Source organism: Burkholderia vietnamiensis LMG 10929 (genome assembly GCF_000959445.1).
Classification (GTDB): Bacteria; Pseudomonadota; Gammaproteobacteria; order Burkholderiales; family Burkholderiaceae; genus Burkholderia; species Burkholderia vietnamiensis.
Window position 1 is genome coordinate 1,676,765 of record NZ_CP009631.1, and the last position, 21,665, is coordinate 1,698,429.

13 protein-coding genes are annotated in these 21,665 nt (G+C 68.8%); 7 read left to right on the top strand and 6 right to left on the bottom strand.

Features of this window, described 5'->3' with window-relative positions; genetic code table 11:
- The first annotated feature begins 172 nt into the window (after positions 1–172).
- Positions 173–805 (top strand): TetR/AcrR family transcriptional regulator, encoded by a 633-nt coding sequence (locus tag AK36_RS17660; protein WP_011885610.1) that lies wholly within the window; start codon positions 173–175, stop codon positions 803–805.
- Positions 806–907: 102 nt separating this feature from the next.
- Here AK36_RS17660 and AK36_RS17665 read toward each other — a convergent pair whose 3' ends face one another.
- Complete coding sequence (locus tag AK36_RS17665) at positions 908–2,428, bottom strand: polyhydroxyalkanoate depolymerase (RefSeq protein ID WP_045578903.1); 1,521 nt, start codon at positions 2,426–2,428, stop codon at positions 908–910.
- Between the two features lie 232 nt (positions 2,429–2,660).
- On the bottom strand, positions 2,661–4,490 hold the full coding sequence (locus tag AK36_RS17670; RefSeq protein ID WP_011885608.1) for a glycoside hydrolase family 15 protein: 1,830 nt from the start codon (positions 4,488–4,490) through the stop codon (positions 2,661–2,663).
- Positions 4,491–4,655: 165 nt separating this feature from the next.
- On the opposite strand from AK36_RS17670, the gene AK36_RS17675 reads away from it, so the two are divergent.
- A complete protein-coding gene (locus AK36_RS17675; RefSeq protein ID WP_080938684.1) occupies positions 4,656–5,903 on the top strand; it encodes a lactonase family protein in 1,248 nt (415 codons plus the stop codon).
- 132 nt (positions 5,904–6,035) lie between these two features.
- Here AK36_RS17675 and AK36_RS34330 read toward each other — a convergent pair whose 3' ends face one another.
- Both AK36_RS34330 and AK36_RS17685 read right to left on the bottom strand, forming a co-directional pair.
- The gene (locus AK36_RS34330) at positions 6,036–10,841 is read right to left on the bottom strand and encodes a DNA translocase FtsK (protein ID WP_045578904.1); all 4,806 of its coding nucleotides are present in this window, start codon (positions 10,839–10,841) and stop codon (positions 6,036–6,038) included.
- Positions 10,842–11,037: 196 nt separating this feature from the next.
- Positions 11,038–11,580 (bottom strand): META domain-containing protein, encoded by a 543-nt coding sequence (locus tag AK36_RS17685; RefSeq protein WP_045578905.1) that lies wholly within the window; start codon positions 11,578–11,580, stop codon positions 11,038–11,040.
- Between the two features lie 201 nt (positions 11,581–11,781).
- Between AK36_RS17685 and purT the strand changes: the two genes are divergently transcribed.
- From purT to AK36_RS17705, 4 genes are all read left to right on the top strand, one after another.
- Positions 11,782–12,996, top strand: coding sequence for a formate-dependent phosphoribosylglycinamide formyltransferase (purT, locus tag AK36_RS17690; protein ID WP_045578906.1), 1,215 nt, complete (start codon positions 11,782–11,784; stop codon positions 12,994–12,996).
- Positions 12,997–13,013: 17 nt separating this feature from the next.
- A complete protein-coding gene (locus AK36_RS17695; protein WP_011885603.1) occupies positions 13,014–13,208 on the top strand; it encodes a DUF6726 family protein in 195 nt (64 codons plus the stop codon).
- 86 nt (positions 13,209–13,294) lie between these two features.
- Entirely contained in the window at positions 13,295–13,687 is a 393-nt protein-coding gene (locus tag AK36_RS17700) for an MliC family protein (RefSeq protein WP_014723404.1), read from the top strand.
- A 562-nt stretch (positions 13,688–14,249) separates the two neighbouring features.
- Complete coding sequence (locus tag AK36_RS17705) at positions 14,250–15,722, top strand: DEAD/DEAH box helicase (RefSeq protein ID WP_461610038.1); 1,473 nt, start codon at positions 14,250–14,252, stop codon at positions 15,720–15,722.
- 316 nt (positions 15,723–16,038) lie between these two features.
- On the opposite strand, the gene gluQRS is transcribed toward AK36_RS17705, so the two are convergent.
- Together gluQRS and AK36_RS17715 are read right to left on the bottom strand one after the other, a co-directional pair.
- On the bottom strand, positions 16,039–16,932 hold the full coding sequence (gene gluQRS, locus AK36_RS17710; RefSeq protein ID WP_011885600.1) for a tRNA glutamyl-Q(34) synthetase GluQRS: 894 nt from the start codon (positions 16,930–16,932) through the stop codon (positions 16,039–16,041).
- A 22-nt stretch (positions 16,933–16,954) separates the two neighbouring features.
- The gene (locus AK36_RS17715; RefSeq protein ID WP_014723400.1) at positions 16,955–17,809 is read right to left on the bottom strand and encodes a sulfurtransferase; all 855 of its coding nucleotides are present in this window, start codon (positions 17,807–17,809) and stop codon (positions 16,955–16,957) included.
- A 224-nt stretch (positions 17,810–18,033) separates the two neighbouring features.
- On the opposite strand from AK36_RS17715, the gene dnaE reads away from it, so the two are divergent.
- A complete protein-coding gene (dnaE, locus tag AK36_RS17720) occupies positions 18,034–21,567 on the top strand; it encodes a DNA polymerase III subunit alpha (RefSeq protein ID WP_045578907.1) in 3,534 nt (1,177 codons plus the stop codon).
- Positions 21,568–21,665 lie beyond the last annotated feature (98 nt).

The window sequence follows — 21,665 nt, forward strand, 5'->3', positions numbered from 1 at the left end:
GCCGATTTCCCGCATTGCGCTGGACGCGCTCTGTGCGCATAATCGAACCGCTTTTTTGCAGGGGCTCAGCAGGAGGGCGGCCGCCCGCGGTGCGACCGTTCCAGGTTGCGCCGGCACCGAGGCGGTGGGGGTGCCGGTCCGGATCACGCGGCTCACATAGCAAAACGCCACCATGAATCAGCCAAAAATCAAAAGAGATCCTGAAGGTACACGCCGTCGCATCCTGATGGCGGCGGCCGAAGAGTTCGCGACTGGAGGGCTGTTCGGCGCGCGCGTCGACCAGATCGCGCGTCGCGCCGAGACCAACGAGCGCATGCTCTATTACTACTTCGGCAGCAAGGAGCAGCTGTTCACCGCTGTGCTCGAACACGCGTTCTCCGCGCTCACGGACGCCGAGCGCGTGCTCGATCTCGATGGCGTCGCACCGGTGGAAGCCGTCACGCGGCTCGCGCATTTCGTGTGGGATTACTACCGCGACCATCCGGAACTGCTGCGCCTCATCAACAACGAAAACCTGCACGAAGCGCGCTACCTGCACAAGTCGACGCGCATCCGCGAGATGATGTCGCCGATCGTCGCGACGCTCGGCAACGTGCTGACGCGCGGCCAGAAGGCCGGGCTGTTCCGCAACGACGTCGATCCGCTGCGCTTTTACGTGACGCTGTCGGGGCTCGGCTACTACATCGTGTCGAACCGCTTCACGCTAGCGGCGACGCTCGGCCGCGATTTCAGCGACACCGACGAGCGCGCCGAGATGGTCAGGATGAACACCGAAGTGCTGCTCGCCTATTTGCTGCGCCGCTGATGCGGTGCTCGCGGGCCGCGTCGCTGCGCTCGACCCGTGTAAAGAAAAACGCCGCCGTGCATGAAGCATCGGCGGCGTTTTTGCGTCGGCGCGCGTCGCGCGTCAGGCGGCCTTGCGCGCGCGAACCGACTTGGCGCGCGTGCCGGCCGCCCGCTTCGCGCCCGGTGCGGCCTTCGCGGCTGCCGTCTTGGCCGGGGCGACGGTCGCAGCCGGTGTCTTCGGGCGCGAGCGTTTCGCGGCGGCGGCCGTCGTGCGCGTCGCCGTTTCGGGCTGGGGCTTGTCGGCGGGCACGGCGGCGAGCGGCGCTGCGGTCGTTCCGGTTGCTGCGGTCGATTCTACCGGCGCGTTGCCGGGCGTCTTCGTCGCGCCGTGTTTCGGCTCGGGAGCGTGCTCGCGAATGAAGTCGCGCAACTGCGGATAGATGATCGTGCGCCAGCGGCGGCCCGAGAAGATCCCGTAATGGCCGCATTTCTCGGCGGTCAGGCTGCGGCGGTCGTCCTGCGGAATGCCCATGCACAGCTCGTGCGCGACGTGGGTCTGGCCGCTGCCCGAGATGTCGTCGAGTTCGCCCTCGATCGTCATCAGCGCCGTGTGCTTGATGTCCTGCGGGCGCACGCGCTCGCCTTCGACGTCCCACGTGCCTTCGGCGAGCCGGAATTCCTGGAACACGACGCGGATCGTCTCGAGGTAATACTCGGCAGCCATGTCGAGCACCGCGTTGTACTCGTCGTAGAACTGGCGGTGCGCTTCGGCGTCGTCCTCGTCGCCGCGCAGCAGGCTCTGATAGAAGTCCCAGTGCGATTGCGCGTGACGTTCCGGGTTCATCGCGACGAAGCCCGTATGCTGCAGGAAGCCCGGATACACGTGGCGGCCTTCGCCCGGATAGTTCGCGGGCACCGTGTGGATCACGTTGTTCTCGAACCATGCGGTCGAATGCTGCGTCGCCAGCGAGTTCACCGACGTCGGGCTGCGGCGCGCGTCGATCGGGCCGCCCATCATCGTCATCGTGAGCGGCGTGTCCTCGCCGCGGCTCGCCATCAGCGAGATCGCCGCGAGCACCGGCACCGTCGGCTGGCACACGGAGATCACGTGCACGTTGCGCGCGCCGATGTGGCGGATGAACTCCTGGATGTACGCGATGTAATCGTGCAGATGGAACGGGCCGACCTCGACCGGCACCATCCGCGCGTCGATCCAGTCGGTGATGTACACCTTGTGATCCTGCAGCAGCGTGCGCACGGTGTCGCGCAGCAGCGTGGAGTGGTGGCCCGACAGCGGCGCGCAGACCAGCACGACCGGTTCGTCCTTCAGCTGCGTGACGGCGTCGGCGTCGTCCGCATAGCGCTTGAAGCGCAGCAGCCTGCAGAACGGCTTCTCGATGATCGTCTGCTCGACGATCGGGATGTTGTGGCCGTCCTTGACGATCTGGTGAATGTTGAATTCGGGCTTCTCGTAATCCTTGCCGAGCCGGTACAGCAACTCGTACGCGGCCGCCATCCGCGGCGCGCCGGGCATCAGCGAGAACGGGCTCGACGGGTTCGCAAAGGATTTCGATGCGGCCTGGGCCCAGGCCGTGAGCGGGCTCAGCATGGCCCGCTGGAATTCGTGCAGTTGATAAAGCATGCAGACTACTCCCGCGTGGGGGACGGTGCGCAGGGGCGGCGTGAGCGTCGCGGCGTGCCGTGTGGATCAGCGCCCGGCCATGTTGCGCTGCGGCCGGACAATCGAATCGATCATATCGGACAACCCTTCGTGCCGCAATGCAACATTTCCCTGATTTTTCATCAAATTTTTGTGAATTGACGATCTCTGAACAAGCCGCCGCCCGGCCCGTCGGCGCCCGCCAGCATCCCCTTCAGCGCCCGGTCGCCACGGCCGGCGCGGGCTGGCCGGCCGCGCGCGCCATCGCATCTTCGTGGTGCATCAGGTTCATCGCGGTGTGCACCAGCGCCACGTGCGAGAACGCCTGCGGGAAGTTGCCGACGAGCCGGCCGTCGACGGGGTCGTATTCCTCGGCGAGCAGGCCGAGGTCGTTCGACAGCGCCAGCAGCCGGCTGAACAGCCGGTGCGCATCGTCGATCCGGCCGAGCAGCGCGTAGTTGTCGACCAGCCAGAAACTGCATGCCAGAAACGTGCCTTCGCCGGGCGGCAGCCCGTCGTCGTATTCGGTCGTGCGGTAGCGCATCACGAGTCCGTCGTGCAGCAATTCCCGTTCGATCGCCTCGACCGTGCCGACGATGCGCGGATCTTCCGGCGGCAGGAAGCCCATGAGCGGCATCAGCAGCACGCTCGCGTCGAGCTCGTCGCTGCCGTAGCTCTGCGCAAACGCCTGTTTGCCTTCATGCCACGCGTTGTCGCAGACGTCGGCGTGGATGCGGTCGCGCAGTGCGCGCCAGCGGTCGAGCGAGCCGGGCAGACGGAACATTTCGGCCGACTTGATCGCGCGATCGAACGCGACCCACGCCATCACCTTCGAGAATGTGAAATGGCGGCGGCCGCCGCGCGTTTCCCAGATGCCTTCGTCGGGCTCCTGCCAGATTTTCTCGAGGTGGTCGAGCAGCGCGCACTGCACGGACCAGACGGTGTCGTCGGCCTGCAGGCCGCCCACGCGCGCCAAATGCAGCGCGGCCATCACCTCGCCGAACACGTCGAGCTGCAGCTGGTTCGCGGCACCGTTGCCGACCCGCACCGGCTTCGAATTCTGATAGCCGGGCAGCCAGTCGAGCTCCATTTCGGGGAGCCGGCGCTCGCCGGCGATCCCGTACATGATCTGGATCTGTTCGGGCGAGCCGGCCATCACGCGGCCGAGCCAGGAGCGCCACGCACGCGCCTCGTCGTAGTAGCCGCCGCGCATCAGCGCGAGCAGCGTGATCGTCGCGTCGCGCAGCCAGCAATAGCGGTAGTCCCAGTTGCGGTTGCCGCCGATCTTCTCGGGCAGCGACGTGGTCGGCGCGGCGACGATGCCGCCGGTCGGCTCGTAGGCGAGCGCCTTCAGCGTGAGCAGCGAGCGGCGCACGGCGGCCGCATAGCGGCCCTGCACCTGGCAGCGGCCCGACCATTCGAGCCAGTAATTCTCGGTGCGGGCGAGCATCGACAGCGGGTCGCGTGCGGGCGGCAGCCGCAGATGCGACGCCGCATAGCCGAGCGAGAACGGGATGCGCTCGTCGGCGCTGACCGTGAATTCCGCGAGCGTATGCAGGTTGCGGCCGGTGAGCGGCACGGGCGTGCGCAGCACGACCGTATCGGGACCGGCGATTGCTTTCATGCCGTTCTCGCGGGACAGCTGCGTGACCCACGGAATCGAGAAGCCGTAGTCGAAGCGCAACACGAGCTCCATGCGCATCTTCATCGTGCCGTGCCGGCCGATGACGATCCGTACCAGCTCCGACCAGCCGTTGCCGGGCGGCATGAAGTCGACCACGGTGACGGCGCCGTCCGCGCTTTCGTAGTCGGTTTCGAGGATCAGCGTGTCGCCGCGATAGCGGCGTGTCGTGTGCGTGATCGCGGCGTCGGCGGCCGGCGCGAGCAGCCAGCGGCCATGCTCGGGCGTGCCGACCAGCGCCGCGAAGCAGGCGCCCGAATCGAAGCGGGGCCAGCACAGCCAGTCGACGGAGCCGTCTCGTGAAATCAGGGCAGCGGTGTGGCCGTCGCCGACGAGGGCGTAGTCTTCGATCAGGGCGGGCATGGGCAAGCGGTCCTTGGATATTCGAGTTCACAATGCAGGCAGCGGCGCTCGCGCTTCGCGTTCGGGCGCCGCGCCCCGTATACTCGGCCGGGCGGCGGAGCGCGTGAACGGCAGGCGTTTCGTCCTATCTCAACACTTGAAGCGACTCGATGCAAGGAGGATTGAATGCCCAACCGTTTACGCGAGCATGACGCACGCGCTGCGACACGAGGGTCCCCGCTTAGGCTCGCTCACTGGATGAAAGGTTTCGCACTCGTGCTGTCGCTGTCCGCGACCCACGCGTTCGCGCAGCAGGCGCCGGCCGCCGCCGACGGCGTCTACAACCTGCTCGTCGGCACCTATACGGGTCACGGCAGCGAAGGCATCTACGTGTACCGCTTCGATACGAAGACGGGCAGCGTCGCGCCCGTGTCGTCGGCCAAGACGGTGAATCCGTCGTATCTGTTGCCGAGCCGCGACGGCCGCACCGTGTATGCGGTCAACGAGCTGCCCGGCGACAACGGGCCGGCCACGCAGCGCGGCGGCATCAGCGCGTTCGGCTTCGATCCGAAGACCGGCACGCTCACCTTCATCGATCGCGTGTCGTCGGAAGGGAACGACCCGTGCTATCTGGCGCTCTCGCCGGACGGCAAGTACGTCGTGACTGCCAACTACTCGGTCGCGGCCGATCCGGGCGGCAGCTTCGCCGTATTCCCGGTGCGCGACGGCGGCGCGGTCGGCACGGCCGTGTTGACCGTGCACCACGAAGGCACCGGCCCCGTGAAGGGGCGGCAGGACGGCGCGCACGTGCATTCGACGGTGTTCTCGCCCGATGGGCGTTATCTGTTCGTGCAGGACCTCGGCGCCGACAAGATCTACGGCTACCGCTACACGGTCGACGGCAGCCGCGGGCTGATCAGTCCGACCGACACGCGCTACACGCCGGTGAAGCCGGGCTCGGGGCCGCGCCACATGGTGTTCGGCGCGGACGGCCGGTTCGCGTACGTGACGAGCGAGCTGAACGCGTCGGTCGAGGTGTTCGGCTATCACGACGGCAAGCTCACGCCGGTCCAAACGCTGCCGATGAGCGCGCCAGGCTTCAAGGGCAAGGTGGGCGGCGGCGCGATCCACGTGTCGCCGGACGGCCGCTTCGTCTACGCGAGCAATCGCGGCGACGCCAACGACATCGTGATCTACGCGGTGAACCAGGCCGACGGCCGGCTCAAGACGGTCGGCCGCCAGTCGAGCCTCGGCAAGACGCCGCGCGAATTCCTGATCGATCCGAGCGGCAAGTGGCTGATCGTCGGCAACCAGGACAGCGACACGTTCTACGTGTTCAGCCGCGATGTCGAGAGCGGGCAGCTCGGGCCGAATCCGCAGAAGGTCGCGGTCGGCAGCCCGGTCGACTTCAAGCTGGTGCCGGTCGAGCAATAACGCGCAGGCGATGTAAAAAGGGCGCTGCCGATCAGGTCGGCAGCGCCCTTTTGCGTTTGTGGACTGGCGTCGCGGTGCGGGCCGCGGCCCGCCGGTGCGCTCGGCTTCGCCCCGTTCTTCGCCCCGTTTCGCTCAGTCGGCGGCGGCCGGCACGAGCACCTCGCGGCTGCCGTTGATGCCCATCGGCGACACGAGCCCGGCTGCTTCCATCTGTTCGACGAGACGCGCGGCGCGGTTGTAGCCGATGCGCAGCTGGCGCTGCACCGACGAGATCGACGCGCGCCGCGTGCGCACGACGAACGCGACGGCTTCGTCGTAGAGCGGATCGGCTTCCGCGTCGGGCGCATCGCCGAACAGGTCCTGCGTCGCGCCGTCGGCCGCGGGACCGTCGAGGATGCCTTCCTCGTACTGCGGCTCGCCGAACTGCTTCAGGTATTCGACGATGCGGTGCACTTCCTCGTCGGCGACGAACGCGCCGTGCACGCGCTGCGGGTAGCCGGTGCCCGGCGGCAGGAACAGCATGTCGCCCTGGCCGAGCAGCGATTCGGCGCCCATCTGGTCGAGGATCGTGCGCGAGTCGATCTTCGACGACACCTGAAACGCGACGCGCGTCGGAATGTTCGCCTTGATGAGGCCGGTGATCACGTCGACGGACGGGCGCTGGGTCGCGAGGATCAGATGGATGCCGGCCGCGCGCGCCTTCTGCGCGAGCCGGGCGATCAGCTCCTCGATCTTCTTGCCGGCGACCATCATCAGGTCGGCCAGCTCGTCGATCACGACGACGATCAGCGGCAGCGTCGACAGCGGTTCCGGATCGTCGGGCGTCAGCGAGAACGGGTTGCCGATCTTCTTTTCCTTGGCCTCGGCGTCGCGGATCTTCTGGTTGAAGCCCGCGAGATTGCGCACGCCGACGGCCGACATCAGCCGGTAGCGCTTCTCCATTTCGCCGACGCACCAGTTCAGCGCGTTCGCCGCGAGCTTCATGTCGGTGACGACGGGCGCGAGCAGGTGCGGGATGCCCTCATAGACCGACAGCTCGAGCATCTTCGGATCGATCATGATGAGCCGCACTTCCTCCGGCGTCGCCTTGTACAGCAGCGACAGGATCATCGCGTTGATCGCGACCGACTTGCCCGAGCCGGTCGTGCCGGCGACCAGCATGTGCGGCGCCTTAGCCAGATCGGTGACGACCGGATGGCCGGTGATGTCCTTGCCCATCGCGATCGTCAGCTGCGACGTCGAATGCTGGTACTGACGCGATTCGAGAATCTCCGACAGGCGGATCATCTGGCGCTTCGCGTTCGGCAGCTCGAGGCCCATGCAGGTCTTGCCGGGAATCGTCTCGACGACGCGGATCGACGTGAGGCCGAGCCCGCGCGACAGGTCCTTCATCAGGCCGACGATCTGGCTGCCGCGCACGCCGAGCGCGGGTTCGATCTCGAAGCGCGTGATCACCGGGCCCGCCGACGCGCCGACGACCGTCACCGGCACCTTGAACTCCTGCAGGCGCTGCTCGATCACCTGACCGGTCTGCGCGAGGTGTTCTTCCGAGATGGGCTCGATGTCGTCCGATGCCGGCTCGAGCAGGTCGAGCGTCGGCAGCTCGACGTTGAAGGACGCGGGCGCGTGGAATTCGAACGCGTTCGGACGCGGCGGGCGGGTTGGGGTGGTCGCGGCTTCCGCTTCGGCGTCGGGTGGCGTGGCCGGTTCCGCGGGGGCGGCGTTTGCGGCGGACGATGCGGGTGCGTCGGTCGGTGCTACGGCTTGGGCGAAGGTGACGGTGGCCGGTGTGGGCACTGCTGCCATTGCCGTAGCAGCGGCAGGCTCGGCGGCGGCCGTCGCCGCGGGCGCGGTGCCGGCCAGCATGGCGCCGGGGAGCGATGCAGCGGTGAGTGTCGGCAGTGCGGTGCCGACGGGCGCGGCCGTCGATGTCGCGATCGTTGCTGCGGGCATCGGGTCGGTCGGCGACGAAGTAGCGGGCGCCGGCGTGCCGGTGTACGAATGAGCCTGCGGCGTCGTTGTGGGTGCGATCACGCGATCCGGAGCCGCAGCGTCGAGCGGCGCGTGGGGAGCGGTGAAGGATGACGTGGGTGCTGCTGCCTGAGTCGAGGACGGCGGTGCCGCGAATGGCGCAATCGCTGCGGTCGGCGTCATAGATGTCATTGACGCGGGCGTACCGCTCGCCGTCGACGTGCCGCCAAATGCAGCGGTCGACCCGAACGTGGGCGTGGCCGTACCGACGGCAGCAAGTGCGCCCGCAGACGGAGCCGGCGCGATGCTGGCGGTTGGCGCTTGCGTTGCATGTGTCTGCGTGGCGGACTCGGCCGGTGTATCGACCGCCGGCGCGTCTGGCGTGCGGCTCGCGTGGGATGCCGACTCCGTGGCCGATGCAGGCGACGCGCCGGTGGCTGCGCGCTCCGTCGACATCGAGAACGATGCGGCCGTCTGCGTCACGGGAACGTTTGCCGTCGGATGCAAGACCGTCGAGCCGAGGGCGGCGGGGAGCGATGCGGTCGCAACGGCCGACATCGGCTCGGCGGCGCGCATCGCGGACTGCGCCGACGCATCGGTCGAAGGTGCGCGGGCAGGCGTCGCCGGTGCGATCGGCGATGCGAACGCGCGCGCCGCGGAAGCGGCGGTGTCGCTAGTCGTTGCCGTGGCGGGCGGGGCAGTCGAGACGGTCGATGCGGTGTTGGGCGTGTGGCTGCCGGGTTCGTACGGGCTTCCGGGCATGCTGGCGCGTGCCGGGGATGCTGCGGACGGTATCGGCGACGCGGGCGTTGCAAACGATGCGGGCAGACTCGGCGCGACGGGCGCTTCCGAGGACACTGCCGATGCAGGCGATGCCGATGCGGCCATCGCCGCGGCCGATTCCAGCGACGCTGACGGGCTCGGCGCGATGGGCGCTTGCGACGACGCTGCCGCTGCAGGCGACGCCGACGCCGCAGGTGCCGCGGGCGTTGCAAAAGATGCGGACAGACCCGGCGCGACGGGCGCTTGCAACGACGCAGCCGCCGCAGGCGACGCCGACGCGTCCGCAGTCGGCGAAGCCGGCATAGATGCGTTCAGCGCTCCGTGCGCAATTTGTTTCGCGGGTTCGGGCGTCCCTGCCATACCGTCGTTCGCGTCGACGAATCGGGCGATATCGGCGCTAACCGCTGGTTGCGCGACGGACCCGTCGCTGCTGCCAGCGCCCGCGCGGTCGACGTCACGACCCGACGCATTCGCCGACGGCGTACCGGCGATCGAACCCGCTCCGTCGACATCGCGAGTCGCCATCCCTTCCTGCACCTGGCGTGCCGAAATCGGTTGCGACTGCGACGTATCCAATGCGGAACTGGGCGTGTCGACGACGTCTTCCCAGGGCGCAACGTCGATCGGTGCATGGGACTCCGGCGCGGCGGAGCCGTCGACGGCATGTTCGCGTTCGCTGCCCGGACGGTCTGCGTGCGCGTGCGTTTCGACGCCGGGCGCTTTCGGCGCGTCCTGCGCTGGCTGATCGACGAGCCAGGAGCTGATGTCCACGATGGGAGCGTGCGCGCCCGAGCCTAATGGCATGAACGCATCCAGCACGATCGGTTCGCTGTCGGCGGAAGCAGCGGGAGCAGCGGGAGCCGATGTGGACGCAGATGCGGTTGCGAGCGCATCCGCCCGTCCGACGTCGTGCGGGGCGACCGGATGCCCATCCGAAGCGAGCGCGCCCGACGCGGGAACGGAGGCCGACTCGGACGCAACCACGCCGCCTGCCACACCAACCGCACCAACCGCCGCGACTGTCGCCTCGCTCCCCGAACTGCCAGCCGCTGCTGCCGTACCCGCCGCATTCCCCGGCCGCACCCCATCCAGCGCCGCCCACTGCGCGGTGCTGGCTTCGATCGAGCGCAGCGTGTCGTGAACGCTCGGCGCCGGCGTGATCGGTTCTGCGGGCTGCTGCACCCACGCGTAAAGCGGTGCGCGGGCGGGCGTCGGCGGCGCGGGGCGGCGCCGTGCCGGGTCAGCAGCCGGGCCGGCGGCGGTTCCCGTCGCCGGACGTGCGGCCGTGCGCGGCGGCGTCGCACCAACCGGGCGCGGCGCGACCGTGGCGCGCGGCGCGCTCGGCTGCTTCGACGCCGCCACGGCTGCCGTCGCGGCTGCAGCGGCTGCCGGCCGCGCGGCGGTCGGTTGCGGTCGAACCGGCTGGAACCCGGCCGGCAGCGGCGCCGGATTCGGGCGCGGCCCCTGCGCGTTCGCGGCGGCGCGCGCGAGGCTGGCGGTGCTGCCGGTCGTCGGCGGCGGCATCGCGCTCGGCGTAGCCGGGACCGGCGGCACCGGCATGCGCTTGGCCGGCGTCGGCTTCAGCCATCCCGACGGCGCGACCGGCTCCGCTAGCGGGCGCGCCGCGGCCTTGTTGCGCGGTTTCGGCCGGGCCTGCGGATCGGGCTTCCACAACGTCGGGCGCGAATACCGCCCGTTCTGGCGCGGGGCCATCGAATTGACCGTATGGGCGGTCGTCGGCTGCACGATGTCGTCGTCGCGATGCAGCGCGCCGCGCGGCAGGTCGGCGACGCTGCGCACGTCGTCGTCCGCGACGTCGCGCGCGAGCTTCACGCCGAACGACGTGTCGACCCACGCGGCGAACTGGCGCCAGCGGATGCCGGTCAGCCACGGCAAGCCGGCGAGCAACAGCACGACCATCGCGACCGGCGTGCCGATCGGGCCGAGCACGTGGGCGAAGCCGGCGGAGAACGCATGGCCGAGCGCGTTGGTGTCCGGGCCGGACAACGGGCTCGTCAGCGCGCAGCTCGCGACGAACACCGCCGCGAAGCCGATCCAGAGGCGAATCGAGCCGCGGCCGGCGAGGCCGCCGCCGCCGGGCAGCATCGCCTGAACGAGACGCCAGAAGAGAAGGAGGAACCAGACGGCGGAGATGCCGAACCAGCCGAAGACTACCGTGTGCATGCTTTGATGAAACAGGAAGAAGGGCGGGGCGCGGTGCGCGATCCGCCGAGTTTAACCGGCCGACGAACGAGATTGACGAGACTGACAGCGCGCCGGCGCAGCATGAAGACGGCGAGGCCGGTTCAGGCTGCGCGACGCATGGATTCGAGGCCGCGCGGCGCGGCGGCGCATGGCCGGCCCGCGCTCGCGCGCCGCATCAGCTGCCCCGGCGCGTGAAGGTGAGCGTCTCGCCGGCTTCGGTCACGATCTGCAATTGCTGCGGCTCGCGCATCTGCACGCCGGTCTTCTGCACGTGGGCGAGCGCATCGAGGTACGCGTGCTCGAGCTGGCCGCCCAGCGCGTTCGGACACGCCATGCGCGTGCCGGCGAGCGGCCCGAAGCTGAGCAGTCCGTTCTTGACCGCATAGGTGCCCATATAGCGGTTGCAGCCCGAAAAGCCGCTCGCGCGCCGCACGCCCGACTCGGTCGACAGCGCGAGCCGGATCGGCTCGCCGTTGTCGCCGTGCGGAATCGTGCGCGGCGTGCCGTCGGCGGCGACCCAGCTCGTGAGCTCCCAGCTCGTGTCGTCGAGCAGCTGGACGGCGGCCGGATTGTACGGGTCGGGCGCGGGGGCGGCGGAATCGGGGTGGGTCGGCATCGCACAGGCGGCGAGAAGCGTGGCAAGCGTCAACGCGCAGAGCGGCGCGCGCAACGGGCGAAGCAGGCCGGTGCGTGCGCGGGCGGCGGACAGGTGGGACATGAGCCTCGTTCCTCTACGGATTCTGATCAAGGCGTAAGAGTAACGCACCGGCCCCGCGCGAGGCGAGCCGACACTTCGTGCGCGAAAACGTTCGCGCCCGCCCGGGCCGGCCACGCGGCGACGAAACGGGCCGAAGCGCCGACGGTGCGCGTGTTAACATCGACGCCGTTTCGTCCTCCAACAGAACCAGCGGGAAATCACATGCAGATCGGTCAGCGGCTCGGTACGCCGCTTTCACCTTCGGCCACGCGCGTCATGCTGCTCGGCGCGGGCGAACTCGGCAAGGAAGTCATCATCGCGTTGCAGCGCCTCGGCGTCGAAGTCATCGCCGTCGACCGCTATCCGGACGCGCCGGGCCATCAGGTCGCGCATCGCGCCCACGTGATCGACATGACCGACGCGGCCGCGCTGCGCGCGCTGGTCGAGGCCGAGCGCCCGCATCTGATCGTCCCCGAGATCGAGGCGATCGCGACCGACGCGCTCGCGGCCATCGAGGCGGCCGGCCTGGCCGAGGTGATCCCCACCGCGCGCGCGACGCAGCTCACGATGAACCGCGAGGGCATCCGCCGGCTCGCCGCCGAGGAGCTCGGGCTCGCGACCTCGCCGTACGCGTTCGCCGATTCGTTCGACGCATTCAGCGCAGCGGTCGCGAAGATCGGGATGCCGTGCGTCGTGAAGCCGGTGATGTCGTCGTCGGGCAAGGGGCAGTCGGTGGTACGCAGCGAGGCCGACGTGAAGGCCGCGTGGGACTACGCGATGGCCGGCGGCCGCGTGAACCACGGGCGCGTGATCGTCGAGGGCTTCATCGAATTCGACTACGAGATCACGCAGCTGACCGTCCGTGCGATCGACCCGGCCACGCTGGCGACGCGCACCTACTTCTGCGAGCCGGTCGGCCACGTGCAGGTGGCGGGCGACTACGTCGAATCGTGGCAGCCGCAGCCGATGAGCGCGGCCGCGCTGCAGAAGTCGCGCGACATCGCGCACAAGGTGACCGAGGCGCTCGGCGGGCGCGGGCTGTTCGGCGTCGAGCTGTTCGTGCGCGGCGACGACGTCTGGTTCTCCGAGGTGAGCCCGCGGCCGCACGACACGGGCCTCGTCACGCTCGCGTCGCAACGCCAGTCGGAATTCGAGCTGCACGCCCGCGCGATCCTCGGGCTGCCGGTCGATCCGACGCTCGGCTCGCCGGCTGCGTCGGCGGTGATCTACGGCGGCCTCGACGAGCGCGGCATCGCGTTCGAGGGCGTGCGCGACGCGCTCGCCGTGCCGGGCGCCGACCTGCGCCTGTTCGGCAAGCCCGAGAGCTTCGTGAAGCGGCGCATGGGCGTCGCGCTCGCGACCGGGGCGAACGTCGACGAAGCCCGCGAGCGCGCGAAGCGCGCGGCGGCGGCCGTGCGGCCCGTGTCGTCGCGCTGACCGCCCGGGAGCGCGCGATGGCATCCAGATTGTCACGGCTCGGTCGGATCGCGACGCTCGGCGCCGCGCTCGCGCTGCTGGCGAGCCTGGCCGGCTGCGGCGTCGCGGCCGCGCCGTGCCGGATCGCATCGGCCGGGCTGAAGATCGTCCCGCTGGTCGGTCATGTGGCTGCCGCGCCGACCGACGCATGCGCCGACGTCATCGATCCATGATGGCCCGGGCGTCGGGCGTCGACGCGTCGTCTCCGACCCGCGCACGCCGCGTGCGTGCGTTCTCACCGTCTCATCCAAGGACCAGCATGATTCGCCAAACCTTCGTCGCGCTGGCGCTGGCCGGCGCCGCCGTTTCCGCTGCTTCGGCCGCGCATGCGGCGCAACTGACCGTCGAGGAGATCGACGCCGATGCGCGCCAGCCGACCGTGTACCAATGCGCGAACGAGAAGCAGCCGCTGCGCGTGTCGTACTGGCGCGCCGGCAACGGCCAGAGCTTCGCGCTCGTGCCGGTCAACGGGCAGCAGATGCTGTTCGTCGACACCGTCTCGGGGTCGGGCGTGCGCTATCAGGCCGGCCGCTATACCTGGTGGACGAAGGGCAGGGAGGCGACGTTGCGCGACGAGATCGCCGACCCGAATGCCGCGCCGATGCTCGGCGACTGCGTGCAGGTCGACAAGAAGAAAAAGAAGAAGGGTTGAACGGTGCGGGGTTGCTGGTCGGCGGGGGCGGTTGATCGGCCTGGCGCGCCGCGGTGCGCGAAGGTAGGTGACCGCAGCGGCATGCGCGGTGCGCGACGGGGACTGGCCGCAGCGGCGCGGGTTCGAGCGATCCCAGCGCCACCAGCGGCCCGGCGACTCAGCGACTCAGCGACCGGAGCGCCCCCGAGAGTCCCGAGAGTCCCGAGCCCTCGAGCCCCCGAGCCCCATACGGCCCCGAATCTCATCCATCGCCCGATCGGAATGTTTTGCCCGCGCGACGCCTTGTCGGCGTACATGACAAACCGGCGCGGGAGCCCATTCGCAGCGTTGTCACGGACAGATTCCGGCTCAGTGCTACAATATGTCCCTTTCCGCCGGCATTCGCGCCGAACGGAGTCCGCACGACCTGTGGCGCCCGATGTTCGATGTGAACCGGCCCCGGGCGCCAGAGCGGCGTCGCGCGGCGCGCCGCGGCTCCGTCTACTTCCGAAATGTGATGAGCGCAGGCCCGGCCGGCCTGACGCACGATGTCCCCGCCGCGCCTTTTGAGCGAAACGCCACCATGTCCGATTCTGTCGCCAAGCCTGCCGACGCAACCTTCGATCAATTCGGCCTCGCGCCCGATATCCTGAAAGCCATCGTCGAGCAGGGCTATACGACGCCGACGCCGATCCAGGCGCAGGCCATTCCGGTCGTGCTCGCCGGCCGCGACGTCATGGGCGCCGCGCAAACGGGCACCGGCAAGACCGCGAGTTTCTCGCTGCCGATCATCCAGCGGCTGCTGCCGCACGCCAGCACGAGCGCGTCGCCGGCGCGCCATCCGGTGCGCGCGCTGATCCTCACGCCGACGCGCGAGCTCGCCGACCAGGTCGCCGCGAACGTGCATGCGTACGCGAAGCACACGGCGCTGCGCAGCGCGGTCGTGTTCGGCGGCGTCGACATGAATCCGCAGATGGCCGAGCTGCGCCGCGGCGTCGAGATCCTGATCGCGACGCCGGGCCGCCTGCTCGATCACGTTCAGCAAAAGACGGCGAACCTCGGCCAGGTCCAGATGCTCGTGCTCGACGAAGCCGACCGGATGCTCGACATGGGCTTCCTGCCCGACCTGCAGCGCATCCTGAACCTGCTGCCGAAGGAGCGTCAGACGCTGCTGTTCTCCGCCACGTTCTCGCCGGAAATCAAGAAGCTTGCGTCGACCTACCTGCGCAACCCGCAGACGATCGAAGTCGCGCGCAGCAACTCGACCAACGCGAACGTCACGCAGATCGTCTACGACGTCGCCGAAGGCGACAAGCAGGCGGCCGTCGTGCAGTTGCTGCGCGGGCGCGGGCTCAAGCAGGTGATCGTGTTCTGCAACAGCAAGATCGGCGCGAGCCGGCTCGCGCGCAATCTCGAGCGCGACGGCGTGGTGGCCTCGGCGATCCACGGCGACAAGTCGCAGATCGAGCGGATGCAGGCGCTCGACGCGTTCAAGCGCGGCGAGATCGAGGCGCTGGTCGCGACCGACGTGGCCGCGCGCGGGCTCGACATCGCCGAACTGCCGGCCGTGATCAACTTCGACCTGCCGTTCAACGCGGAAGACTACGTGCACCGGATCGGCCGCACGGGCCGCGCCGGGGCGACGGGCGACGCGCTGTCGCTGTGCAGCCCGAACGAGCGCAAGCAGCTCGCCGATATCGAGAAGCTGATCAAGCGTCCGCTCGAAGTGCAGACGCTCGCACTCGACAAGCCGGCCCGCCATCGTCACGACGAGCGCAATGAGCGCGGCGAACGTAGCGAGCGCGGCGGCCGTCGCGACCGCGACGAGCATCGCGGTGCGTCGGCGCGTCGTTCAGGCAGCGCCGAGCGCGGTGGTCATCATCGCCGCCACGACGCGCCGGTCGACGATTTTTTCCTGAAGCCGTACGAACCGTCGACGCCGGCGCAGCAACCCGAGGAGACGACGTCCGTCCAGCAGCCCGAGAAGAAAGGGCCGAAGCGGCAGGTCGCCGCGCTGCTCGGCGGGTTCGGCATGCCGCGCAAGCCTTCCGCATAAGCGGTCGGTTCAGGCAGTCGCCGCGGCGCGCGAGCGCCGTGGCAGCAACGGGTGCATGCGACGCGCATGCACCCGTTTTTCATTGGGCCAAGGGTTTGCGGCGGCGCGGCGCAGCGATGCGCAACGGTTCCCAACAATTCCCGACGGTCCTCCGCAGTGCGGCGTACGGCGGCGCGGTTGCCAACCGTGTGCGAGGCGTTCGGGTCGGCGCGCGATGCCACAAGCGGCTTGCGACGTCCGCCGCAGGCCGTGCTCGAAGGGACCAAGCCGCCGCTGACTGCGACCTACGCGCAGCGAGCCGCCGACACGCTTTGCATCACGCGCTTCGCGGCCCGAAACGCCGTGCCCACGCAGCGGTTGCGGCCGCGTAGAACGACTCGAGCGTGTCGCCCGCCAACTCGCCGTCGCCGGCGAGGCCGAGGTGTGCGGCGGCGGCACGCAGCGCCGGCAACGGATCGTCGCGTTCCAGCGCGAGCGCGCCCGTCTGTTTGCTGAGCTTTTCGCCGTTCGCAGCGACGACGACCGGCACGTGCAGATATGCGGGCGTCGGCACGCCGAGACAGCGTTGCAGGTAGATCTGGCGCGCGGTCGAATCGAGCAGGTCGGCGCCGCGCACGACGTGGGTGATGCGGGCGTCGGCATCGTCGACCACGACCGCGAGCTGATACGCCCATTGTCCGTCGGCGCGCTTGAGCACGAAATCGCCGACTTCGGTGGCGAGGTTCTGCTGTTGCTCGTGCTGCCAGCGATCGTCGAACCGGATGATTGCGTCGGCGCCGTCGGGCACGCGCAGCCGCCAGGCACGCGCCGGTTTGCCGTGCAGCCCGGTGCGGCAGGTGCCCGGGTACGCGAGCGTCGTATGGCGCTCGTGCGCGGCGCGCAGCGAATCGGCGATTTCCTTGCGCGTGCAGCCGCACGGGTAGACGAGGCCCGCGGCGCGCAGGCGCTCGAGCTCGGCCGCATAGCGCGCGTCGCGCGTGCTTTGCCATACGGGCGGCTCGTCGGGCGTCATGCCGAAATGCGCGAGCGTCGCGAGGATGTCGTCGTCGGCGCCCGGCACGGTGCGCGGGCCGTCGATGTCCTCGATCCGCACGAGCCATGCGCCGCCGTGTGCGCGCGCGTCGAGCCAGCTCGCGAGCGCGCCGACCAGCGAGCCGAAATGCAGGGGGCCGGTCGGCGACGGCGCGAAGCGGCCGCGGTAGCCGTTCATCGGGAGCCGCAGCGGCCCGTGCTTACGCGGCCGCTGCGGCCTGCGCGCACGCCGGGCACGACTTGCCGGGCACGTAGTCCGGCGATTGCTGCGCTTGCGGCGTGACGACCGCGCGGCAAGCGAAGCACGTGACGTTCTCGGTCGGCTGCAGCTGCGGGTTCAGCGCGGTGCGGTAATCGAACACGAAGCAGTCGCCGTGGTAGTGCGCGCCGCCGACTTCCTCGAAGTATTTGAGGATCCCGCCTTCGAGCTGGTACACGTGGTCGATGCCGATTTCCTTCATGTGGATCGCGGCCTTCTCGCAGCGGATGCCGCCGGTGCAGAACGACACGACCGTCTTGCCTTCGAGATCGGCGCGGTTCGCGTCGATCACTTCGGGGAACTGGCTGAACTTGTCGATCCGGTAGTCGAGCGCGTCGTCGAACGTGCCGACGTCGACCTCGAACGCATTGCGCGTGTCGAGCATCACGACCGGGCGGCCGTCGTCGTCGTGGCCGCGGTCGAGCCACGCCTTCAGCGTGCGCGCGTCGACCGACGGCGCGCGGCCGAGTTCGGGCTTGATCGCGGGCTTCTTCATCGTGATGATCTCGCGCTTCAGGCGCACGAGCATGCGGCGGAACGGCTGCGAGTCGGACAGGCTTTCCTTGAACTGCAGCGTCGCGAATTTGCCTTCGAACAGCGGATCGTGGCGGAGGTAGTCGACGAACGCGTCGGTCGCTTCGCGCGGGCCGGCGATGAACAGGTTGATGCCTTCCGGCGCGAGCAGGATCGTGCCGCGCAGGCCGAGTTCGTTGCAGCGGGCGGTGACGAGCGGGCGCCATTGCTCGATCGCGTCGAGCGACACGAAGTGGTAGGCGGCGAGGTTGACGATGGTCATGATGGTCCGACGGGAAAACGGCCGCGGCCGTGCGGCGCACGCACGGCGGCCCCGCAAAAAAGGGTGCGAAGCCGGGACGGTGATTCGAAAACCCGTATTATCCCGCAAACCGGTCGCGCTCCGACACCTGGCCGTTCGGATATGGCGCCGCGTGCATCGGCCGAACGGCCAGGCACGGGGATTTTTTGGGCAGCCGTCGCGGCGACGCGGCTACAATATCGCCCATGTCAGATCCCCGCTTCGTCCATCTCCGCGTTCACTCCGAATTCTCGATTGCCGACGGCATCGTGCGTCTCGACGACATCGTCAAGGCCGCTGCCGCCGACGGTCAGGGTGCGCTCGCCCTCACCGATCTCGGCAACGCGTTCGGCCTCGTCCGTTTCTACCAGGAAGCCCGTGGCAAGGGCATCAAGCCGATTGCCGGCTGCGACGTCTGGATCACGAATCCGGACGATCGCGACAAACCGTCGCGCCTGCTGCTGCTGGTGAAGGACAAGACCGGTTATCTGAATCTGTGCGAGCTGCTGTCGAAGGCGTGGCTCACGAACCAGTACCGCGGCCGGGCGGAGCTCGACGCGAGCTGGCTCGACGGCGAGTTGTCGCAAGGGCTGCTCGCGCTGTCGGGCGCGCAGCAAGGCGATATCGGGCTCGCGCTGGCGGCCGGTAACGAGGAAGCCGCGCGCCGTCACGCGCAGCGCTGGGCCGAGGTGTTTCCCGGCGGCTTCTACATCGAGTTGCAGCGTTACGGCCAGCCGGGCGCCGAGGCCTACATCCAGCAGGCCGCGACGCTCGCCGCGTCGCTGCAGCTGCCGGTCGTCGCGACGCATCCGATGCAGTTCATGACCGAGGACGATTTCACCGCGCACGAAGCGCGCGTGTGTATCTCCGAAGGCGACATGCTCGCGAATCCGCGGCGCCAGAAGCGCTTCACGACCGCTCAGTACTTCCGCACGCAGGACGACATGGTCGCGCTGTTCGCGGATATTCCGTCGGCGGTCGCGAACACGGTGGAAATCGCGAAGCGCTGCAACCTGAAGCTCGAGCTCGGCAAGCCGAAGCTGCCGCTGTTCCCGACGCCGGACGGCATGTCGCTCGACGATTACCTGGTCCAGCTGTCGAAGGAGGGGCTCGAGAAGCGCCTCGAGCAGCTGTACCCGGATGCCGCCGAGCGCGATGCGCAGCGCGACACCTACTACAAGCGGCTCGAATTCGAGTGCGGGACCATCACGAAGATGGGCTTCCCCGGCTACTTCCTGATCGTGGCCGACTTCATCAACTGGGCGAAGAACAACGGCGTGCCGGTCGGCCCGGGCCGCGGCTCGGGCGCCGGCTCGCTGGTCGCGTACGCGCTCGGCATCACCGATCTGGATCCGCTGCGCTACAACCTGCTGTTCGAGCGATTCCTGAATCCGGAACGCGTGTCGATGCCCGACTTCGACATCGACTTCTGTCAGCACGGCCGCGATCGCGTGATCCAGTACGTGAAGGAGAAATACGGTGCGGACGCCGTGTCGCAGATCGCCACGTTCGGCACGATGGCCGCGAAGGCGGCCGTGCGCGACATCGGCCGCGTGCTCGATCTCGGCTACATGTTCACCGACGGCGTTGCGAAGCTGATCCCGTTCAAGCCGGGCAAGCACGTGACGATCGCCGACGCGATGAAGGAAGAGCCGCAACTGCAGGAGCGCTACGACAACGAGGACGAGGTGCATCAGCTGCTCGATCTCGCGCAGCGCGTCGAGGGCCTCACGCGTAACGTCGGCATGCACGCGGGCGGCGTGCTGATCGCGCCGGGCAAGCTGACCGATTTCTGTCCGCTGTACACGCAGGGCGACGACGCCGGCGTCGTCAGCCAGTACGACAAGGACGACGTCGAAGCCGTCGGCCTCGTGAAGTTCGACTTTCTGGGCCTCACGACGCTGACGATCCTCGACTGGGCCGAGCGCTACATCCGTCGCCTCGACCCGACCAAGGCCGACTGGTCGCTCGCGCAGGTGCCGCTCGACGATCCGGCGTCGTTCCAGCTCCTCAAGAAGGCCAACACGGTCGCGGTGTTCCAGCTGGAAAGCCGCGGCATGCAGGGCATGCTGAAGGACGCGCAGCCCGACCGCTTCGAAGACATCATCGCGCTCGTGTCGTTGTACCGTCCGGGGCCGATGGACCTGATCCCGAGCTTCTGCGCCCGCAAGCACGGGCGCGAGAAGGTCGACTATCCGGATCCGCGCGTCGAACCCGTCCTGAAAGAGACCTACGGGATCATGGTCTATCAGGAGCAGGTGATGCAGATGGCGCAGATCATCGGCGGCTACTCGCTCGGCGGCGCGGACTTGCTGCGTCGCGCGATGGGCAAGAAGAAGCCCGAGGAGATGGCCAAGCACCGCGAGATCTTCGCCGAAGGTGCGGCGAAGAACGGCCTCACGCGCGAGAAGTCCGATGAGATCTTCGACTTGATGGAGAAGTTCGCGGGCTACGGCTTCAACAAGTCGCACGCGGCCGCGTACGCGCTGCTCGCTTATTACACCGCGTGGCTGAAGGCGCACCATCCGGCCGAATTCATGGCGGCCAACATGACGCTCGCGATGGACGACACCGACAAGGTGAAGATCCTGTTCGACGATTGCGTCACGAACAACCTCGTGGTGCTGCCGCCCGACATCAACCAGTCGCATTACCGCTTCGAGCCGGTTGCGCAGGCCGACGGCACGCGTTCGCGCACGATCCGCTACGGCCTCGGCGCGGTGAAGGGCAGCGGCCAGAATGCGATCGAGGAAATCCTGCGCGCGCGCGAGGAGAAGCCGTTTGCCGATCTGTTCGACTTCTGCGAGCGGGTCGACCGGCGCATCGTCAACCGTCGCACGGTCGAGGCGCTGATCCGCGCGGGCGCGTTCGATTCGCTGAACCCGAACCGCGCGCAGATGCTCGCGTCGGTTCCGCTTGCAATGGAGGCGGCCGAACAGGCCGCTGCGAACGCGATGCAGGCCGGCCTGTTCGACATGGGCGCCGAGTCGCCGCACGCGCACGCGCTCGTCGACGAACCGGCGTGGGACGACAAGCGCCGGCTGCAGGAAGAGAAGGGCGCGCTCGGCTTCTACCTGTCCGGCCACCTGTTCGACGCATATCGCGACGAAGTGCGCCGGTTCGTGCGGCAGAAGGTGGGTGATTTGAAGGAAGGCCGCGACAAGCTCGTCGCGGGCATCATCGCGTCGCTGCGCACGCAGATGACGCAGCGCGGCAAGATGCTGATCGCGTCGCTCGACGATGGGTCGGGGCAGTGCGAAATCACGATCTTCAACGAGCAGTTCGAGGCGAACAAGGCGCTGTTCAAGGAAGACGAGCTGCTGATCGTGCAGGGGCAGGCACGTAACGACGCGTTCACCGGCGGCATCCGCTTCACGGCCGACACGGTGATGGATCTCGAACGCGCGCGCAGCCGCTATGCGCAGGCGGTGCGGCTGACGATGAACGGCAACGCCGATGCGGCGGTGCTGCGCCGCGTGCTCGAGCCGCACGTGTCGAAGGATGAACCGGGCGCCGCCAACGTGGTCGACGCCCCCGCGCCGCGCGGCGGCGGGCGCGACGGCGGCCGTCGCCCGCAGGCGCCGCTGCCGAACGGGCTCGCGGTGCAGATTCACTACAGCAACGCGCGCGCGCAGGGCGAAATGCGTCTGGGCGATGCGTGGCGCGTGAAGCCGAGCGACGCGTTGCTCGCGGAGCTGCGCGCGACGTTCGGCGGCAGCGTCGTCGAAATCACGTACTGAACGCCTTGTTGCCGGCTTGATCGCCTGCGGCCCGCTGCATCGCGATCGCGCGGTGCAGCGGGCCGTTTTGTTCGGGGCAGGGATTGGGGCCGTCATCC